The sequence below is a fragment of the Thermodesulfovibrionales bacterium genome, from assembly GCA_026417875.1.
Taxonomy (GTDB): Bacteria; Nitrospirota; Thermodesulfovibrionia; order Thermodesulfovibrionales; family CALJEL01; genus CALJEL01.
In genome coordinates, this window is the sequence record JAOACK010000037.1 from 1 (window position 1) to 18,690 (window position 18,690).

An 18,690-nucleotide genomic window follows, 5' to 3' on the forward strand; every position below is an offset into this window, starting at 1 on the left:
TATAGGAGCCATACTGGGAACGAGCCTCGGTTATGTAATTGAGGCAGTCTCCATGGCACTGAGGCCAAAGCCTGTAGAGGCACCATCTGAGGTTAAGATAAAGTAGGTAAAAAATTTGAGGGCGGGCCATACGCCCGCCTTTTCTATTTCATCATATTTATAAAATTCTCAACCTTAAGTGCAGGCATACTTAAAAGCTCAACCGAACCCCTTGAGCCTATTTCAACAGACATTTTCATCACAGTATTATTGTCAGGTGCTTCAATGATATTTACGAAATCATAGGGTCCAAGTACGGCATACTGCTCCAGAACCTTTACACCCATCTTTTCAAGCTCTTTATTAACCTCAGATATCCTTCCAGGCCTTTCCTTAATGGTCTTTCTTCCCTCATCTGTTAATCTGCTTAAAACTACATAATAAGGCATGATACACCTCCTGCTTGTGAATTTATTGAAGCCAAAAAAGCTTCAATTAAAAGATAGCAGAAAAAATAAGGGTTGTCAAAGATTAACTTTTTTATGATTTATATCATGGAATGATATCTGTTTTCTAGGCAACAATCTTATTAAATTAAAAATCTTGAAGGAGGTGTTTATATGAGTAAGAGAAAGGTTTTTATGTTCAGACTTCTTGTTTTAGTTACTGTTTTCTGTCTGGCAACACCGCTCTGGGCTGCGAAGAAGTCACAGTGCATTGATTGCCACAAAAAGGTGACTCCGGGAATAGTGGCTCAGCACATTAGTGGAAAGATGTCAAAAGCCGGGGTTGACTGCTCTACATGCCATGGCACAGAGCATAAAGGTATGGATGATGCAGAAAAGGCAAAACTCCCTACTCCAGAGACCTGTGCAAAGTGCCATCCAAAGCAGGTTGAGCAATTCAGGACAGGAAAGCATAATCTTGCATGGATTGCCGCAAGTGCCATGCCCATGTGGACTCACCAGCCAAAGGCTGTTGTTGGAGAAGGTTACAAGGGCTGTTCTGGTTGTCATAAAATAGGTGAAAAACCAAAGGATGAAAAATACACCTATCGCTATGGAAACGCGCAATGTGATGCCTGTCATACAAGGCATTCTTTTAACAAATCAGAGGCTCAGGATCCAAGGGCATGCCAGACATGCCACATGGGATTTGACCATCCCCAGTGGGAGATGTGGTCAACCTCAAAGCATGGTACTATATGGCAGATTGAAGGCAAGGGTTCAAAAAGGGCACCTACATGCCAGACATGTCATATGAGCAATGGAAACCATAAGGTAATGACTGCTTGGGGATTCCTTGCCCTCAGGCTTCCAGAGGATGATCAGGAATGGCTCAGGGACAGAATTACCATACTTCAGGCACTTGGAGTTCTTGATGATAAAGGAAATCCAACTCCAAGACTTGAGGTTGTAAAGGCAGCAAAGGTTGCAAGACTCTCAAAAGAGGAATTCCAGGAAGAAAGAGAAAAGATGGTCAGAATATGTGCAGGATGTCACAGCGAGAACTTTGCAAGGCAGCAGCTCATCGCAGCAGATCAGGTAATAAAGGATGTTGACAGACTTTTTGCTGAGGCAATCAGGGAGGTAATGTCCCTTTATTCAGAAGGAATTCTCAGGAAGCCTGAAAACTGGGCATTTGCACCTGATCTTTTACAGTTTTATGAGGCAAAGAGCTCTGTTGAGCAGGACCTTTATCTAATGTTTCTTGAATACAGGATGAGGACCTTTCAGGGAGCCTTTCATATGAATCCTGACTATATGCACTGGTATGGCTGGGCACCAATGAAGGAGACACTTCAGAAGATAAAGGATGAGGCCAAGAAGATGAGGCAGGAGAAGGCTCATAAGATGTAAATTATGGTTTTAAAAGGGCGTATGGATGAGGTTCATGCTAAAATCATCTATACGCCTTTTTTATGTGTCTTTGGAGGTTGTATGAAAAGGTATCTGATTTTTATATGCCTGTTTGCCATGATAATTATCCCTTCCAAATTAATTGCCACAACAGAATATGCAAGACAGACAGGCCTTGGCTGTGCTTACTGCCATGTGGATGCCATGGGGGGCGGAGAGCTAACAGAAGAGGGAAAAAAATTTCTTGAAGAAAGAAAATTAAAAGGCCTTTACCGCCCTATGACAAAGACACAGAGAGTAGTGAGATTCATAATAGGTTATATCCATCTCATTGTTGCCATTGCCTGGTTCGGAACTATACTTTATGTCCATATCCTGTTAAAACCCGCATATGCAGCAAAGGGATTGCCAAGGGGAGAATTGCTTCTTGGATGGATTTCCATAATTCTCCTTGCCATTACAGGTACGCTTCTCAGCTTTGCCAGAATTCCTTCGTGGCAGGCCCTTTTTTCAACAAGATTTGGAATTTTATTGAGTATTAAAATAGCACTCTTTCTTTTAATGGTGATATCTGCTTTTATCGTAACATTCTTTATCGGACCGCAGCTGAGAAGAAAGCTACTTCAGCCTGTAAAGAAAAAAGAGGAATTTACACTGGAGGAGCTTCAGTATTTTGATGGAAAGGAGGGAAGGCCAGCATACATTGCCTATAGAGGTAAGGTCTATGATCTCTCAGGAAGCAGGCTCTGGAAGGATGGCTCTCATGCAAGAAAACATCTTGCAGGTAATGACCTTACTGATGCCTTAAAAACTGCTCCCCATGGAGAGGAACATGTATTGAGAATGCCTGTGGTGGGGAGGATAGTTGAGACCAGAATAGCAATGCCTGCACCGGTAAGAATCTTTTATTTTTTTGCCTATATGAATCTGGTGCTTGTGTTTCTTATAACCTTTATTATTGCCCTCTGGAGGTGGGGGAATTAGAAAAGAATGAGTTTACAGTAATGATTTTATACTCTAAAACTATAGAGCATTTTCTCCAAAGGCGAGTTTTATCACTTTCCTTATCTGGAATATATCAAAAGGCTTTGGTATAAAGGTATAGGAATACTTCTCTATCTCGTTTTCGGTCTCGTTATCAAGGAGGCAGGCTGTTATCATAACTACCTTTGTTAAAGGCGATTTCTCTTTTATCTTTTTCATCAGATCAATACCGCTAAGATCAGGCAGGTTTACATCAATAAAACATAAATCATAGTGTCTCAAGCTTATCTCCTCTATGGCTTCGGCACCAAGAGAACACTCTTTTACCTCTATCTTTCCAGACCGTATAGCCCTTGCAAGGCTCTGTCTGATGAGAGGCTCATCGTCTACTATTAAAACCCTCCGCTTCATACTTTATGAAATAGCAAATATTATACCATTTATCCCATCAAAATTTTATTTAAAAATTAAGGCCTTATAAAAAGGATTGTTACAATCTTCATAACAATTGGGTTAAATTTTTGTATGAAAAAGCGTTATTTCACACTATTTTTAATCTTTCTAATTAGGTTTTGTGCCTGATTTGCTCTTGTTTTATAGGAGCAGTCACTTATGACACTGTGGTAAAATACTCTATGCAATCTAATGACAGTATAATTTTCATTAACTCTAAAATACTAATGTATGTTGTAACGATCCTTTTGGGTAGTCTTACCTCACTGTTACTTCTTTCTAACTGTGGAGGAAAACATGCTCAGAAAGAGGCTGATTTCTATTACAAACTGGGAGCTTCTTATATGAGGGAGGGCGAGCTCCAGAAAGCCTTTGTGGAGCTGCAGAAGGCAAAGGAGCTTGATCCAGGCAATAAAGAGGTTCTGAATCTTCTCGGTCTGCTTTATTTTCAGTTTGAGGATTATGAGAGTTCAATAAGACATTTTAAAAAGGCAATCTCTATTGATAAAAAATTCTCAGATGCAAGAAATAATCTTGGAACTGTGTACGCATCCAGAAAAAAATGGAATGAGGCAATATCAGAATTTAAGAAGGCATTAGAAAATCCTCTTTACCAGACTCCTGAAGTAGCTTTAACAAATCTTGGCTTTGTTTATTACCGGTTAAAAAGATACGATGAGGCAATAGATGCCTTTAATAAAGCACTCAGGAGAAATCCGAATTTTATGAGAGCCTATCTCGGTATGAGCCTCTGTTATAACAGAAAGGCAATGTATGGAGAGGCTGCCTACTATATGGATGAGGCCCTTAAGAGAGATCCTGTTTACAGGGGTGACAGGTTAAAGGCAATTAAAGATATGGAGGACAAACTTCTCCATGCAAAGAATGAGGAAGCAGAAGACCTGAGAGATTATCTTGAGATATTGAGGTATTAGATTGATTGCTGAGAAGATCATTGAACTTATAAATGAGGCCGTTTCAGCACTGAAATTTTCAAGACCTCTATATTCGGGATTCAGGGTTGGGGCGGCTGTGCTCGGGACTTCTGGAAGGATATACAGGGGCTCAAATTTTGAGAATCCCTCTTTAATGATGAGCCTCTGTGCAGAGAAACTTGCAATTCTTAAAGCCCTTTCAGAAGGAGAGGACCAGATAGTGGCTATTGCCATTGCCTCCGGGACGGGTGATTACTGTCTTCCCTGCGGTTCCTGCAGACAGTTTATCCTTGAGTTTTCTCCCGAGATAGATATATATATAAATGGGAGAGCTGGCATAAAAAAATATTCCATTTCAGAGCTTCTTCCCGAGGCGTTCAGGCCAGATTTGATATCAAAGGATATCTAACAAAATGCTTATTTCCAGGTCCTCAACTGGCATAGGGAGTCTTCCCCATCAGAATCCATCTGAGGCTGTTAAACTAGTGCTCAGGAGTTTTGATATTCCCTTCTGGCCTCAGCTGCCAAGAATATCTGTTTTTGAAGGAATGATAGCTCAATTTACAGAAGGTATGCCCCAGATCAGGATTGATGAAGATGGTACTGTCTGGGCTCACAGGGATTCTGAGGAAGAGCTTCAGAGATTTTATGAGAGTTATACAGATTCAACACTCCTTGCAATATCTGAAGATTATGCAAAGGGTCTACACGAATTTTTGAAGGAAACCAGAAAAGGTAAATACAGTGTCCTTAAAGCACAGATTACAGGTCCAATAACCTTCACACTGGGCATAAAACTAAGGGATGGTAATCCCCTTTATTTTGATGAGGAGTTAAGAGAAATAGCCCTTATGGTCTTAAAAGCAAAGGCACGGTGGCAGATAGAGATGTTGAAGTCACAGACAGAAAGGATTCTTCTCTTTGTAGATGAGCCCGTGCTTTCAGTAATTGGAGGAAGTGCCTATCTTTCAATAGCTCAGGAAGATGTGGAAAGACTGATTCAGGAACTTGTAAACTCCATATCAGAGGCAGGTGCAATTCCTGGCATTCATTGCTGCGGAAGTGCTGACTGGAATATGGTTATCCGTACGGGAGTTAAGGTTTTAAGCTTTGATGCCTACGAGCACTTTTCTTCCGTACTTGCAGGAGCGGAAGCGCTTAAGGAATTTTTAAAGGCAGGTGGTTATCTTGCCTGGGGGATTGTGCCAACAACAGAGGCTATAAATAAGGAAAGCCTGGACTCTATAAAAAGAAGATTTTTAGAAAACATCGAAGCACTTTCAAAATTTGTTCCAGAGGAGTTAATGAGAAAACAGATGCTCCTTACGCCTTCCTGTGGAATGGGCTCAAGAACACCTGAGGAGACCCACAGGGTAATTCAATTTCTTTTAAGGATAAAAGAGGAGTTCTAATGCAAGGTCTATTTATCACCTTTGAAGGCATAGAGGGCTGTGGAAAGACCACACAGGCAAAACTCCTTTACGAGCACTTATTGAAGGAAGGAAGAACTGTACTTCTTACAGAAGAACCGGGTGGTACAGAAATAGGTCTCAAGATAAGATCTCTTCTTCTTGACAGGACCCATGAAGACATTCATCCACTTACAGAACTCTTTCTTTATAATGCCTCAAGGGTCCAGCATGTAATGGAAAAAATTAGACCCTTACTTAAAAAAGGATATACCGTAATATGTGACAGATTCATGGACTCAACCTTTGCATACCAGGGTTATGGAAGGGGTATTAATATGGAAATCATAAAGAGTCTTGACCAGATATCAAGACAGGGATTGAAACCTGATATTACCTTTCTTCTTGATATTGAACCGGAAGTTGGCCTTAAAAGGCATGCCTCAAGGGAACTTGACAGACTTGAAAAAGAATCCATTGAATTTCATAAGGCAGTAAGGAAGGGATATCTTGATATTGCGAGGAGTGAACCTGATAGAATTACAGTTATTCCTGCTGAAAGGTCAATAGATGAAATCCACGAGATGATTCTTGAGAAGATCAGAGCCTTTATGAATAACAGAAGATAATGCTTTATGCTTCTGCCTATTATTTAATATAAATTCCATGCTGTATGGCTTTTAGAGATATCATAGGTCAGAAAACACCTGTAAGGATACTTAAGGGTCTGCTCAGATCAGGCAGACTGCCCCACGCCTTTCTTTTCACAGGCGAACCAGGTATAGGTAAACTATTTACTGCAAAGACCTTTCTTAAAACCCTTATCTGTAAAAAGAGGGATGAAGATTTTAATTGCTGTGATAGCTGTAGAAGCTGCCGTTCAATAGATACCTTCTCTTTCCCCGATCTCCGCCTTATAAAACCGGAAAATGGCCAGATTAAAATTGAGACCATCAGGGAACTAAATGAATTTTTAAATATGAGTCCCTATGATTCACCTTTCAAGATGGTGCTCATAGATGAAGCGGATAGAATTAATATAAGCGCTGCCAACGCCTTTCTCAAAACCCTCGAAGAGCCACCAAGAGATGCTATTATCATACTTATCACTGAAAAACCAGAGGCTTTAGCGGATACAATCCGTTCACGCTGTGTTCGGATACCCTTTTCACCATTGAGTATCAATGAGACCATTGAGGTTATGAAAACACAGAGATCCTTTCCCGAACTCCAATCTCTGGATTCTGACCTCAGATTTCTCTATGAGGGCAGGCCCGGTATACTTTTTGATGATCAATTTAAAGGATATATAAAACTTTTTAAAAGACTTTTAGAAGAACTGGAAGGAGTACCTTCAGAAGGTAAAAAACAGGAAAATCTCACAAGGGAAGACATGACACAGGCTATAGAGATTGTACTTCTTTATCTGAGAAACAGACTGGTAGAGCTTGTAACTAAAGGATCCAATCTAACTTTGAGAGCAGCAGACATTCAAGGTATAATAGAAAGATATAGAAAGGTACTTTCGATCAGGGAACTAATCCAGTTTAATCTCAATGTAAAGATAACATGGAATTATATAAAGAGAGTGCTCAATCAGTGAACTATTTGAGAAGAGGCTGAGTTTAAGGAACAGGAGGATAGGAAAAGAATGAAGATAGTTGGTGTGAGATTTAAACCTTGCTCGAAAATATACAATTTTGATGCAGAAGGTTTTGATATAAAAAAAGGTGATGACGTGGTGGTTGAGACTGAGATGGGTTTATCCATCGGAAAGGTTATCCTCGGACCTAGGGATATTGATCCAGAGTTATTATCTGAAAAAGAACAGCCGATAAAAAAGATCATCAGGGTTGCTCAGCCAGAAGACCTTGAGCAGAGGGATAAAAACAGGGAACTTGAAAAGGAAGCTCATGATTTCTGTCTGGAGAGGATAAGGCACAGGGCCCTTCCTATGAAACTCATTTGCACTGAGTCAACCCTTGATAGAAAGAGGATAATATTCTATTTTACTGCTGATGGAAGGATAGACTTCAGGGAGTTGGTGAAGGATCTCGCTGCTAAATTCAAGACAAGGATAGAAATGAGGCAGATAGGTGTACGGGATGGTGCAAAGGCGCTTGGAGGTATTGGTGTCTGCGGATTGAAAGAGGTATGCTGCAGGACGTTCCTCGTTACCTTTGCACCCATATCTATAAAGATGGCAAAGAGACAGGAACTTGCCCTGAATCCAGGTAAGCTATCAGGTCTTTGTGGAAGACTTATGTGCTGTCTGAGTTATGAATATGAAGAGGGCATGGAAGACTCTGAAGAGTTTATGGTAATAGAGGAGAAGGAATGAAAAAAACAGATACTTTCTATGTTACAACACCCATTTATTATGTAAATGACATACCCCATATAGGCCATGCCTATACCACAGTTGCAGCTGATGTTCTTGCAAGATTCTGGAGGCTCATGGGCAAGAGAGTATTTTTCCTTACAGGTACTGATGAACACGGACAGAAGGTTGACCAGGCTGCAAGGGCAAAGGGTCGTTCGCCGAAGGAGCATGCTGATGAGATGGTTGTGAATTTTAAGACACTGTGGAAAGAGCTGAATATATCAAATGATGCATTTATAAGAACAACTGATAAGGAGCACATAAAAATTGTTCAGGAACTGCTTGATCGATTATGGAAAAAGGGAGAGATTGTTAAGAGGACATATACTGGAGCCTACTGTGTACCAGATGAAAGGTTCTGGACAGAGAAAGAGCTTATTGACGGAAAATGTCCTGATTGTGGAAGACCTGTGGAGTATATATCTGAGGATAATTATTTTTTTTTAATGAGCAGATATCATGAAAAACTGTTGAGATATATAGAAGACAATCCCTATTATATCCTTCCTGAGACCAGAAAAAATGAGGTGCTCGGTTTTTTGAAAAACCAACCACTAGGAGACCTCTGCATATCAAGGCCGAAATCCCGTCTGAGCTGGGGAATAGAACTTCCCTTTGATACCGATTATGTAACCTATGTATGGTTTGATGCTCTTGTAAATTATTATTCTGCAACAAGATACCTTGCCCCGCAGGGCATAGATTGGTGGCCTGCAGACCATCATCTGATTGGCAAGGATATATTGATGACCCATGCAGTTTACTGGTCAACCATGCTGATGGCACTTGAGCTCCCACTTCCTGGAAATATCTTTGCCCATGGCTGGTGGACAGTTGAGGGAAGGAAGATGTCAAAATCTCTTGGAAATGTTATTGATCCCTCTTTAGTTATAAAAGAATTTGGTGTTGACCAGTTTAGATATTTCATTCTGAGGGAAGTCCCCTTCGGGCTTGATGGAGATTTTTCAAGGGATGCAATGATACAGAGGATAAATACCGATCTGGCAAATGACCTCGGTAACCTTCTTCAGAGAACCCTTTCCATGATACTGAAGTATTTTAAAGGAGTAATCCCTGAGCCAGTGGAGACAGAGAGGGAGTTAAAGGATATTGCAGAAGAGACCCTGGGAAAAATAGAATTTAATCTGAGATATTTATCCTTTCAAAAAGCCCTTGAAGAGATATGGCAGATAGTCTCTGCTGTGAATAAATATATTGATTCATCCCAACCCTGGGCACTTGCAAAAGACCCATCTAAAAAGAAAAGACTCCAGACCGTTCTCTATAGTTCTGCAGAAGCTTTGAGGTTTTTAGGCTATTATCTTCTTGCCTTTATACCTGAGGCATCTACTAAGCTACTTGCTCAACTCGGAATTACTCCTTCTCCTAACCTCAAGGAAGAGGCAAAGTGGGGAAGGCTAAAACCTGGAACTGCTATTAAAAAGATTGAACCTCTTTTCCCCAGGATTCAGATTAACCCGTAGTCCTTCATAACCTTTTTCAGCTTCTCTTTATTTGTCTCTGACATTTCGCATAGCGGAAGTCTGAATTCTTCTGAAATCTTACCCATAATTGCAAGAGCAGTCTTTACCGGTATCGGATTTGTTTCAAGGAACATTGCCTGATTGAGAGGTTCAAGTTTGTAATGAAGTCTTCTTGCTTCATTTATGTCTCCCCTGAGCCATGCATTACAGAGTTCAGCCATATCCTTAGGTGCCACGTTTGCAGTAACTGATATTGCACCCTTACCTCCAAGACACAGCAAAGGCAAGGTGGTAAAATCATCACCTGAGATAACGGTTATCCTTTCACCGCAGAGCCTTATGAGCTCGCTTACCTGTTTCATATCACCTGTGGCTTCCTTGATTCCGATAATATTTTTTATCTCAGCAAGTCTCTGTACAGTCTGGGGAAGGAGATTCACTCCTGTTCTTCCGGGCACATTATAGAGAACTATTGGAAGACCTGTAGATTCAGCAACCTTTTTATAATGCCTGTAGAGACCTTCCTGTGTGGGTTTGTTGTAATAAGGTGTTACAAGAAGGGCAGCATCGGCACCGTATTCTTCTGCCTTCTTTGTGATCATGATGGTCTCATCTGTTGAATTCGCACCTGTTCCTGCAATAACAGGTATCCTCTTTTTTACCACCTCAACTGTAAATTTTATTACCCTGTAGTGTTCCTCATAATCAAGTGTTGCTGACTCTCCTGTAGTACCGCAAGGAACAATACCGTGAGTTCCTTCCTTTATGTGCCATTCAATAAGATCACCTAAAGATTTTTCGTCCACCCTACCATTTTTAAAAGGCGTAACTATTGCTACTATTGAGCCTTTGATTTCCATGTTAAACCTCCTGTAGTAAATTCTAGGGTCAGGCTTGAATTCAAAAGGTTTTCTGAACTAAGAGCTCATCAACTGACCCGCTCAATAGTTTAAGAGATTATTAGAAAGACTGTCAACTTTAAGTTTTCCGATTTTTTTGCCGATTTATAAAGAAATACTTAAAATTGACAAACCTTTAAAGAAGGTGTAAGCTTTATGTTAGAAAAATTTTGGTCCTGGAGGTGGTATGAGGCGGTTGGTATATTTAATTATATTTTTGTTTTTTATTCTTGGTCCATCTTTTTTTTATGGAGAGGAGACCTTGAAGATCGGTGTCTCTGCAATGATGGCACCGAAGGCAACTGTCAGATACTACAGCGGTATAATTGAGTACATTGGCAAAAAGACTGGAAAACCTGTGGAGATGATACAGCGCGAAACCTATGATGAGATGGATGATCTCCTAAGAAAAGGAAAGGTTAAGATTGCTTTTATATGTGTTGGTCCTTATATAAAGAATAAAGAAGAATTCGGAGTGGAGCTCCTTGTGGCACCTCAGTCCCATGGAAAAGCCTTTTATCAAGCCTATATAATAGTCCATAAGGACAGCCCCGTAAATTCTCTGAGTGACCTGAGAGGTAAGAGTTTTGCTTTTACCGATCCAAAATCAAATACAGGTCAGCTTGTACCTACGTTCATGATCGCAAAAAAATTTAATACAACTCCTGAAAAATTTTTTTCCCGTATAATCTACACAAATTCTCACGATAGATCTATAGAAGCTGTGGCAAAGAAGTTAGTTGATGGAGCATCTGTTAATAGTCTTATCTATGATTATGCTTCAAAGAAGAATCCTGTATATACTAGCCTTACAAAGATAATTGAGAAGTCACCACCCTATGGCCTTCCACCTCTTGTTGTTACAAAGGACTTTGATCCTGAACTAAGGGAAAAAATTAAGAACATATTACTAAATATGCATAATGATCCTGAAGGCAGGAAGGTGCTTGACGCAATAATGATTGATAGATTTATCATTCCCAAGGATAGTGATTATGATCCTGTAAGGGAAATGGAGAACTGGCTAAGGAAGCAGAAAAATAAAAATGATTAATTACAGACCACAGGGCTTCTTTTATTTTTCAGAAATCCATTGCTTTATACTTGACAAAAGATCTAATTTAATTTATGTTTAAGTAAATATGAAACAGGAGGTTAACATGAAAAAAATTCTAATTTTGTTTGTTATCGGAATGGTTACTTTTCTGTCATTTCCAGCCGGTCTGAAGGCTACAGAAATTAAATGGGTGGGATGCGATATATCTCTACATTCTTTTATGAATGCTGTAGCAAAGGAATATGAGAAAAAGACAGGTATAAAGGTTCTGTTAACCGAAGCCGGTGCAGTCAGAGGAATCAGAGATGTGGCTGCTGGTAAGGCAGATATGGGAGGTACCTGCAGACACAAATTATTAACAGAGGAAGAAAAGGGAGTAAAGCTTCAACCTGTTGCCTGGGATGCCATCGTGGTTATAACACATAAATCAAATCCTGTTAAGTCTCTTACACTTCAAGAGGTCAAGGATATTTTTTCAGGGAAAATAACTAACTGGAAAGAAGTCGGTGGTCCTGACCAGAAGATCAGGGTTTTAGATGTAGAAAAGGGAAAAATCTCAGGTGTGGGCAGGATGGCGAGGACTCTGGTATTTAAAAATCCTGAACAGGAATTTACTCCGGATGCTCAGTTATTTCCAACCTCTGGTCCCATGGAAAGGGCTGTAGAAAAAGAACCATGGACAATAGCCTTTACAGGTGTCAGCAGTGCTAAAAAGAGAGATGTTAAGATTATCGCAATTGAAAAAATTGAGCCTACTTATGAAAATATTGTAAGCGGTAAATATGCTCTGTACAGACCCCTCTATCTCGTATACAGACCCGATTCTCCAAAGGAAGTTTTAGATTTTGTTTCATTTGTTCTAAGTGATGAAGGACAGAATATAATCAAAAGAGAAGGAACAGTTCCGCTTAAGGAAGGAATGGGTTTATGGAAACTTTATAATGAACGCATGAAGGAAGCGAATATTGCGCCGGGAACATTTTAAAAGATATGAAACATGGCACTTAGCAGGCTTACTTATAAATTTCTTGCCGGAATAGTTATAACTCAGGTTCTAGTTTTTGTGGCAATTATTGTAAGCCTCACAGCTCGGCAGAAAAGTATATTGCTGGAACAGATAAAACAGAAAGGACAGAACCTGGTTCAGTTCATAGCAAATATCTCAACAGAGCCGGTGCTTGTTTATGACATTACTCGCCTGGAGGATTATGTTAATGATATTACCAGAAATGACCCCGGGATTATAATTGCTGAAATTTATGACAGGACGAATAAAGTTATAGCCGCTGCTGAAAGGAAGAAGAGAAAAGATGAAAATATAATTGAATTTGAAGCCTCTATTCTTTTCAATAATGACAAAATAGGAAAGGTTAAGTTAGGAATGTCTACATTGCCTGTTGACTATGTTTTAAAGAGAGCTCAGATAACCATATTAGCTGTATCTGTTGCAGGTATAGGTCTCCTGACGCTCCTTATATATTTTCTTTCAAATGGGTTAATTATAAAGCCTATCCTCTCAATGAAGGAGATTTCAGAAAAACTCGCCTCAGGAGACCTTTCAGCCAGGATAGACATTAAGAGCAATGATGAGATAGGAAGCCTTGCTGGAGCAATAAACCAGGTGGCAGTCAGTCTTAGGGAGATAATCAGCGGAGCGAAGGCACTTGCAGATAAGGGCTCAAAGATTTCAGAGGAGGTAGGGCTTTCAGCAATGAAGGTACTTAGCGGAGCCCAGAAGCAACAGACAAATCTGGATGAGGTTGCCCTGTCAATAGAAGGAATAGACAACTCAGCATCAGAGGTAGCCATGGGAGCAGACAGCCTTGCAGCTTCCTCAGAACAGGCATCCTCAGCAATAGCAGAAATGGCAAGTGCAATCCAGAGGATAGCAGAGAGTGCCCAGCAGTTCAGCTTAGAGGCATCATCTGCAGCCTCTTCAGTGGAGGAGCTTGTGGCATCCATAAAAGAGATATCGGAGAGTCTTGAGACAGTAAGTGCCTCGACAGAGGAGACAGCCTCAACAGTAACGGAGATAAACACGACATTAAAAGAGGTAGAGCAGTCAGCAACAGAATCAGCGAGGCTTGCAGAAAAGGTTACAATGGAGGCTGAGACAAAGGGAATCAGGGCAGCAGAAGAGGCGATAAAGGGTATAGATGGTATAAGGGAATCAGTGGTAGCATTATCAGAGGTGATAGGAAGGCTTGGAAGGCGTTCAGAGGAGATAGGGAAGATAATAAATGTAATAGATGAGGTTGCAGGACAGACGAGCCTTCTTGCCCTTAATGCAGCCATACTTGCAGCCCAGGCAGGGGAGCATGGAAAGGGGTTCTCTGTGGTAGCAGACCAGATAAAGGCACTTGCAGAAAGGACAGGTCAATCAACAAAGGAGATAGCAGGCCTAATAAAGGCAGTACAGGAGGAGACAAAGGCATCGGTGGAGATGGTAGAGAGGGGGCTCAGGAAGGTAGAAGAAGGTGTGAGGCTTGTAGGAGCAATGAATGAGGCTTTAAGAACAATAAGTGAGAGCTCAAGGCAATCAACAGAGAAGGCAAAAGTTATACAGAGGGCAATGGCAGAGCAGGCAGGTGCAATAAAACAGATAACAGAAACAATAAGGAACATAAATGAACAGATAGAACACATCTCAAGGGCAACAAAGGAACAGACAAGGGGAAGCAGGCTCATAATAGAGACAGTGGAAAAGATAAGAGAACTGAGCCAGCATGTAAAAAAGGCAACAGAAGAGCAGAGCAAGGGAAGCAACCAGATAAGAGAGGCGGTTGGGAATGTAACCCATCAGGCAGAAGAGATAGCAAAGGCTACAGCAATGCAGAGGGACAAGACACGCCAGATGGTACATGCAGCAGAGGAGATAAAGAAAGTCTCTCTTGAGACAGTAAGACTTGCAGAGGAGATGAACAGAACAGTAAGGAGCCTTGATGAGCTCACAAAATCCCTTGTCAGAGAAATGGAAAGGTTCAGGATAGGATAAGAGAATTTATAGAAAAATTCTTGACTTATAAATGAGAATACAGTATTTTATAATTAACCAATGTTCAGAAATTGGTTAATTATAAATTTATTTATTTTTACAATTCTTTCTGCCTGCGGGGGAGGTGAGGAGTATAAGGAGAGAGGTTTTCCCTCACAGGCATCCTCTTCAGAATGTCTCAAATGTCATGGAACGGATATTGAAGATACCCATTATGATAATCCGGCTTCTGCACCAATTGAAGGATATGTCCTCGACTTTGAAAATCTTGATAGGAATGCGGACAATAATTTCTGGTCTCCAGAAGGAATGGGCTATGTATTAAAAACAGGCACGAATGCCTGCTATGCATCCTGCCATGATTATCATAACACTGATATGAAAATAGAAAGACAGTTTTTTAGGTCAGACCATTCAGATATAACAAAAAAGGCCTTTACATTAGACTTTAGTTCTCCCTCACAGGGTTTCTGTCTTCGTTGCCATTCAGGTATAGGTTATGCAAGTTATGTGGATACAAGTAATTCAATATATCCAGACTGGAATGCACCATCCACTGACATAGCAGCTCATCATCTTACATGCAATTCCTGCCACGATGCTCAGGGTTATCCGTCAAAGGATAATAAAAGGCTGAGAAAGTCAGGTGATGTAAGACTTGTTAGCGGTTCAGGAAATACTATTGTTTATGATGCGGTAATAAAAGGTGCAGGACCCTCAGCCACATGTATTACATGCCATCAGGCAAGAGAAAGCGGATGGAGTCTTTATAAAGCTATTACGTATAAAGGAGCGGATCCCTATGATGATAATGATCATACAATCAATGAACAGGTATTTTTGAGCCCTCATCATTATTTAGCAGGAGCTATGCTTTTCAGCCTAAAGGGGTTTGAATTTAAAGGCTTCATGCTGGGTAAAAACTTTTCAGGTAAGTACTCATCAGGTATATTCCAGCATCAGGTGCTTTCCTGTACTGGCTGCCATATGGCAGACTCAGGTTCTGAGGATCTTGGTGGTCATACCTTTAACCTTGAACATAGAAATAAAAAACATTTAGATCTTTGCAAACAGTGCCATCCAGGGATTTCCGATTTTAATGTCTATGGAAGAAAGGAAATTCTTGAACAATTAAAAAATAAAATTATTACGGAACTATCAGGCCGTGGTATTTATTATAACCCCAAAAAAGAACCTTATTTTTTCACTACAAATGATCCAGATTTACAGGGTTCTGACATAAATTATTGGGTTACAGATTGGAAGGAAAGTGAGCTTATAGCTGCCTTTAATCTCCATTTTGTCAACAGGGAACCTGGTGCCCATGTTCACAACTTCCCGTACGCAGCTCAAATTCTCTATGACTCATGTATTGCCCTTGGAATAACACCACCTATTCCGAGACCATCAAGAAATGATAGAGATGCAATGGTATACAATTAATTAAGATAGAATAGAGCATAAGTTTTACTATATATTCGGTAAAAGAGGAGTTGTCACGGGTCTAAGCTATGAATATACATAAAAGGCTGTACAGCGATCTGTACGGTAAGACTGTTTATTATTGTGAACAGTTAAACTTAAAAAATTTTGAGGAATAATATGCGATCAACCTATAAAAGATTGTTGCTGACCATTTTATTATTTTCCTTAATCTTTACCGGGTGTGAGGCCCTTAAGGCATCAAGGCCTATTATTCCTTTAAAAGAGTATGAGAAATTAATAGCAGGTCGTATAGATGCCCAGTATGTTGGAACAGAAAGATGTCTTTCGGCCTGCCATAGCCATGACAAGATAAGAAGGGATTTTGAGGCAAGTACAATGGGTGCTCAGCTCTCAAGGAAATCAGGCATGCCAATAGTTGACTGCGAATCCTGTCACGGACCTGGTAGCCTGGCAATTGAGGGCATTACACCAGAAAAGGTTGAGGAGGATAAAAAGAAAGGTATAGATACAAAATGCAAATATGAGACATTGATAGATTTTAAAAAACTTCCACCGCCTGCACTCTCCCTTATATGCCTGAAGTGCCATACTGCCAATGCCACCTTTAATCTCCATAAATGGAATGCCTCTCAGCATGCCATAAATGATGTCTCCTGCTCTGATTGTCACAGAATACATGCCGGTCCGGACCTTATTGTGAGTCCAAAGGAGACAGCCCAGATGTGTTATAAATGTCACATCAATATCAGAGCTGAGTTTTCTCTTCCCAGTCATCATCCGGTTCATGAGATGAAGATATTCTGTACTGACTGTCATAACTCTCATGGAGATGTGCCTTACAAGCTTCTCAGGAGGGACACCAGGGAATTATGCACGCAGTGCCATGCAGACAAAGAGGGTCCTTTTGTCTATGAACATGCGGACCTCATGGATAACTGCCTTAATTGCCACGTTCCTCATGGCTCTGTCAATAATAATCTTCTCCAGGCAAAAGAACCCTTTCTCTGCCTTCAGTGTCACGAAGGTCACAGAGTTTTGTCAGGTTCGGACCTTGAAAGGAAGGTTACCTTCTATGGAAGATGCACTGATTGCCATGTGAGGATTCACGGAACGGATATACCGTCTCAGAGTGGAAAGGGGAGATTTGTGCAGTGATAGGGAAAATTAAAAGAATATCCTTGCTCTGTCTATTTTTACTCTCCTCTTCTGTTTACGGGGAGGTAGCTGAAGAAAACAGTTATGAAGAACCCTTATATGTATATGAATTTCCTGTCATAAGTCCTGAAATCAATATAAAAGCTGGTTATTCTTTTCTTGAACGAAAGGGTTCAAAAAGGGCAGGAGAATTTTATTATCCTCATTCATCCGTTAGCGGAGGATTTTTCTTAAAGGCATTCCCTTTTCCTCACAGGGTCCACCTTGAATTTGAAGCCCTAAATAAAAAAGATTATTTTGGAGATATCCGATATGCCTATAAAGATATTGCCCTTTTGAGAGTATTGACAAGAGGAATCTATCATAATCTTGATAACAAAACCCTCATTGATGCAGGACCATCACCTCAGTATACTGTAGAGCAGAGAGATAAAGGTAAGGAATATGAAATCTCAAATAATATATCGAATTTATATCTCAGGCTTAAGACACCGGACTATCCCTTCCATATTTTTGCAGATGCCCATGTTGTAAGAAGTGAAGGCTCAATGCAGCAGAGGTTCCTTTCCAGTTATCTACCATTGAACAGGGTGTCCATGCACAGGGATCTGGACTGGTATAGCCAGGCCATTAATATTGGCACCAATAGCCATCTCGGTCCTGTAGAGATTGAACTATCGAGGTCTGAAAGAAGAGTTGATGTCAAGGGTGACAGGTTTTTTGAAAATTCATACGGTGGAAATATTTATCCACACAATCTCATACCGGAGCTGAAGGGCTCAACGACTACATTCAAGATTCATACTTCCTATACAGGTCAGATCGTAGCATCAGCAACGCTTTCCAGAACAGAAAAAGAGAATGAAGTAAGCAGTGCAAAATCAGATTATTTTGTAGCAGCAGGAGACTTTACTTACATGCCTGATCCTGTCTTTACAGTTTTTCTTAGATACAGACACAGGAAAGCGGAGAGCGATAATCCAGATTATATACCTGTTAATTATCTGGGTTACAGCGCCTACTCCTCAACAATTTCTGTAAAGCCATCAATAGATTCTGTATCTGACACGATAACAGGTACAATAAGATACAGGATGATCAAAGGACTGACATTGTATGCTGAATATGCAGGGGAAAAGATTGAAAGAAGTAATGCTGATAAGTGGAAAATTTCTTCTGAAACAGTTAAGAATACCTTATCATTTACCACACATGTCAGACCGGTTAACAACATTGAGCTAAAAGCAAAATACATTCGCCAGAATATAGATTCACCAGCCTATAATAATGAACCTGATACCTCTGATGAGATAAGGCTCTCCGTTAACTGGAGCCCAACAAAAAGGATAAACGGGCTTTTAATGTATGCTCTCACCTCGCAGAAGAGAGAAGAGATTAATTTTACAGATAACAGTATCAACATAAGGATAGGTGATAGAAAAGTCAGGAGAGAAAAGATTTTCGGAAGTCTTACATTCCTTCTGATAAATGATCTCACAGTTACACCAAATTTTGCCTTTCTTCGTAACAGAACAAGACAGACTATCATCTATGACAGTATTAGTTCCCCTCCTGATTATTATGTTGACTCAGATGTTCTTTACAGGGATGGTGCGCTCATCTATGGCCTGAATTTCAATTATATTCCGAAG

General features: G+C 40.3%; 18 protein-coding genes. 15 read left to right on the forward strand and 3 right to left on the reverse strand.

Annotated elements, in window-relative coordinates; all coding sequences use genetic code 11:
* Positions 1 to 143: 143 nt before the first annotated feature.
* The gene (locus N2257_07335) at positions 144 to 428 is read right to left on the reverse strand and encodes a GYD domain-containing protein (GenBank protein ID MCX7794196.1); all 285 of its coding nucleotides are present in this window, start codon (positions 426 to 428) and stop codon (positions 144 to 146) included.
* Between the two features lie 171 nt (positions 429 to 599).
* On the opposite strand from N2257_07335, the gene N2257_07340 reads away from it, so the two are divergent.
* Both N2257_07340 and N2257_07345 read left to right on the forward strand, forming a co-directional pair.
* Entirely contained in the window at positions 600 to 1,838 is a 1,239-nt protein-coding gene (locus N2257_07340; GenBank protein ID MCX7794197.1) for a hypothetical protein, read from the forward strand.
* Positions 1,839 to 1,919: 81 nt separating this feature from the next.
* On the forward strand, positions 1,920 to 2,822 hold the full coding sequence (locus tag N2257_07345; GenBank protein ID MCX7794198.1) for a CopD family protein: 903 nt from the start codon (positions 1,920 to 1,922) through the stop codon (positions 2,820 to 2,822).
* Positions 2,823 to 2,861: 39 nt separating this feature from the next.
* On the opposite strand, the gene N2257_07350 is transcribed toward N2257_07345, so the two are convergent.
* Positions 2,862 to 3,233: a response regulator gene (locus N2257_07350; protein MCX7794199.1), complete on the reverse strand. Its 372-nt coding sequence runs from the start codon at positions 3,231 to 3,233 to the stop codon at positions 2,862 to 2,864.
* Between the two features lie 290 nt (positions 3,234 to 3,523).
* Here N2257_07350 and N2257_07355 point away from each other — a divergent pair, with 290 nt between their 5' ends.
* Genes N2257_07355 through metG form a run of 7 tightly spaced genes read left to right on the forward strand, consistent with a single transcriptional unit; the run spans position 3,524 to position 9,486 of the window.
* Positions 3,524 to 4,210 carry a tetratricopeptide repeat protein gene (locus N2257_07355; protein ID MCX7794200.1) on the forward strand — a complete coding sequence of 229 codons (687 nt, stop codon included), beginning with the start codon at positions 3,524 to 3,526 and terminating at the stop codon, positions 4,208 to 4,210.
* 1 nt (position 4,211) lies between these two features.
* Positions 4,212 to 4,619 (forward strand): cytidine deaminase, encoded by a 408-nt coding sequence (locus N2257_07360; GenBank protein MCX7794201.1) that lies wholly within the window; start codon positions 4,212 to 4,214, stop codon positions 4,617 to 4,619.
* 4 nt (positions 4,620 to 4,623) lie between these two features.
* Complete coding sequence (locus N2257_07365; GenBank protein ID MCX7794202.1) at positions 4,624 to 5,622, forward strand: hypothetical protein; 999 nt, start codon at positions 4,624 to 4,626, stop codon at positions 5,620 to 5,622.
* Positions 5,622 to 6,248: a dTMP kinase gene (tmk, locus tag N2257_07370; protein MCX7794203.1), complete on the forward strand. Its 627-nt coding sequence runs from the start codon at positions 5,622 to 5,624 to the stop codon at positions 6,246 to 6,248. The genes N2257_07365 and tmk overlap by 1 nt, the downstream gene beginning before the upstream one ends.
* 44 nt (positions 6,249 to 6,292) lie before the next feature.
* Complete coding sequence (gene holB, locus N2257_07375; GenBank protein MCX7794204.1) at positions 6,293 to 7,222, forward strand: DNA polymerase III subunit delta'; 930 nt, start codon at positions 6,293 to 6,295, stop codon at positions 7,220 to 7,222.
* A gap of 48 nt (positions 7,223 to 7,270) precedes the next feature.
* Positions 7,271 to 7,960 (forward strand): hypothetical protein, encoded by a 690-nt coding sequence (locus N2257_07380; protein MCX7794205.1) that lies wholly within the window; start codon positions 7,271 to 7,273, stop codon positions 7,958 to 7,960.
* Positions 7,957 to 9,486 carry a methionine--tRNA ligase gene (metG, locus tag N2257_07385; protein MCX7794206.1) on the forward strand — a complete coding sequence of 510 codons (1,530 nt, stop codon included), beginning with the start codon at positions 7,957 to 7,959 and terminating at the stop codon, positions 9,484 to 9,486. The genes N2257_07380 and metG overlap by 4 nt, the downstream gene beginning before the upstream one ends.
* On the opposite strand, the gene dapA is transcribed toward metG, so the two are convergent.
* Complete coding sequence (gene dapA / locus N2257_07390) at positions 9,471 to 10,346, reverse strand: 4-hydroxy-tetrahydrodipicolinate synthase (GenBank protein ID MCX7794207.1); 876 nt, start codon at positions 10,344 to 10,346, stop codon at positions 9,471 to 9,473. The two genes, metG and dapA, sit on opposite strands and share 16 nt — an antisense overlap.
* Positions 10,347 to 10,572: 226 nt before the next feature.
* Between dapA and phnD the strand changes: the two genes are divergently transcribed.
* The 6 genes from phnD to N2257_07420 form a co-directional block, all read left to right on the forward strand.
* Positions 10,573 to 11,439 carry a phosphate/phosphite/phosphonate ABC transporter substrate-binding protein gene (phnD, locus tag N2257_07395; GenBank protein ID MCX7794208.1) on the forward strand — a complete coding sequence of 289 codons (867 nt, stop codon included), beginning with the start codon at positions 10,573 to 10,575 and terminating at the stop codon, positions 11,437 to 11,439.
* A gap of 106 nt (positions 11,440 to 11,545) precedes the next feature.
* Positions 11,546 to 12,427, forward strand: coding sequence for a phosphate ABC transporter substrate-binding protein (locus N2257_07400; protein MCX7794209.1), 882 nt, complete (start codon positions 11,546 to 11,548; stop codon positions 12,425 to 12,427).
* A 12-nt stretch (positions 12,428 to 12,439) separates the two neighbouring features.
* On the forward strand, positions 12,440 to 14,437 hold the full coding sequence (locus N2257_07405; GenBank protein MCX7794210.1) for a methyl-accepting chemotaxis protein: 1,998 nt from the start codon (positions 12,440 to 12,442) through the stop codon (positions 14,435 to 14,437).
* Positions 14,438 to 14,497: 60 nt separating this feature from the next.
* Complete coding sequence (locus N2257_07410; GenBank protein MCX7794211.1) at positions 14,498 to 15,880, forward strand: hypothetical protein; 1,383 nt, start codon at positions 14,498 to 14,500, stop codon at positions 15,878 to 15,880.
* A gap of 159 nt (positions 15,881 to 16,039) precedes the next feature.
* The gene (locus N2257_07415; GenBank protein MCX7794212.1) at positions 16,040 to 17,038 is read left to right on the forward strand and encodes a DmsE family decaheme c-type cytochrome; all 999 of its coding nucleotides are present in this window, start codon (positions 16,040 to 16,042) and stop codon (positions 17,036 to 17,038) included.
* A partial coding sequence (locus tag N2257_07420; protein MCX7794213.1) for an MtrB/PioB family outer membrane beta-barrel protein occupies positions 17,035 to 18,690 on the forward strand: 1,656 nt, incomplete at its 3' end. The genes N2257_07415 and N2257_07420, both read left to right, overlap by 4 nt.

Bases quoted from the DNA above. Each gene is read 5' to 3' on its own strand.
- N2257_07400 (MCX7794209.1), top strand. From the start codon at position 11,546: ATGAAAAAAATTCTAATTTTGTTTGTTATCGGAATGGTTACTTTTCTG.
- dapA (MCX7794207.1), bottom strand. From the start codon at position 10,346: ATGGAAATCAAAGGCTCAATAGTAGCAATAGTTACGCCTTTTAAAAAT.
- tmk (MCX7794203.1), top strand. From the start codon at position 5,622: ATGCAAGGTCTATTTATCACCTTTGAAGGCATAGAGGGCTGTGGAAAG.
- N2257_07410 (MCX7794211.1), top strand. From the start codon at position 14,498: ATGTTCAGAAATTGGTTAATTATAAATTTATTTATTTTTACAATTCTT.
- N2257_07365 (MCX7794202.1), top strand. From the start codon at position 4,624: ATGCTTATTTCCAGGTCCTCAACTGGCATAGGGAGTCTTCCCCATCAG.
- holB (MCX7794204.1), top strand. From the start codon at position 6,293: ATGGCTTTTAGAGATATCATAGGTCAGAAAACACCTGTAAGGATACTT.
- N2257_07415 (MCX7794212.1), top strand. From the start codon at position 16,040: ATGCGATCAACCTATAAAAGATTGTTGCTGACCATTTTATTATTTTCC.
- N2257_07335 (MCX7794196.1), bottom strand. From the start codon at position 428: ATGCCTTATTATGTAGTTTTAAGCAGATTAACAGATGAGGGAAGAAAG.
- N2257_07380 (MCX7794205.1), top strand. From the start codon at position 7,271: ATGAAGATAGTTGGTGTGAGATTTAAACCTTGCTCGAAAATATACAAT.
- N2257_07405 (MCX7794210.1), top strand. From the start codon at position 12,440: ATGGCACTTAGCAGGCTTACTTATAAATTTCTTGCCGGAATAGTTATA.
- N2257_07345 (MCX7794198.1), top strand. From the start codon at position 1,920: ATGAAAAGGTATCTGATTTTTATATGCCTGTTTGCCATGATAATTATC.
- N2257_07340 (MCX7794197.1), top strand. From the start codon at position 600: ATGAGTAAGAGAAAGGTTTTTATGTTCAGACTTCTTGTTTTAGTTACT.
- N2257_07350 (MCX7794199.1), bottom strand. From the start codon at position 3,233: ATGAAGCGGAGGGTTTTAATAGTAGACGATGAGCCTCTCATCAGACAG.
- phnD (MCX7794208.1), top strand. From the start codon at position 10,573: ATGAGGCGGTTGGTATATTTAATTATATTTTTGTTTTTTATTCTTGGT.
- metG (MCX7794206.1), top strand. From the start codon at position 7,957: ATGAAAAAAACAGATACTTTCTATGTTACAACACCCATTTATTATGTA.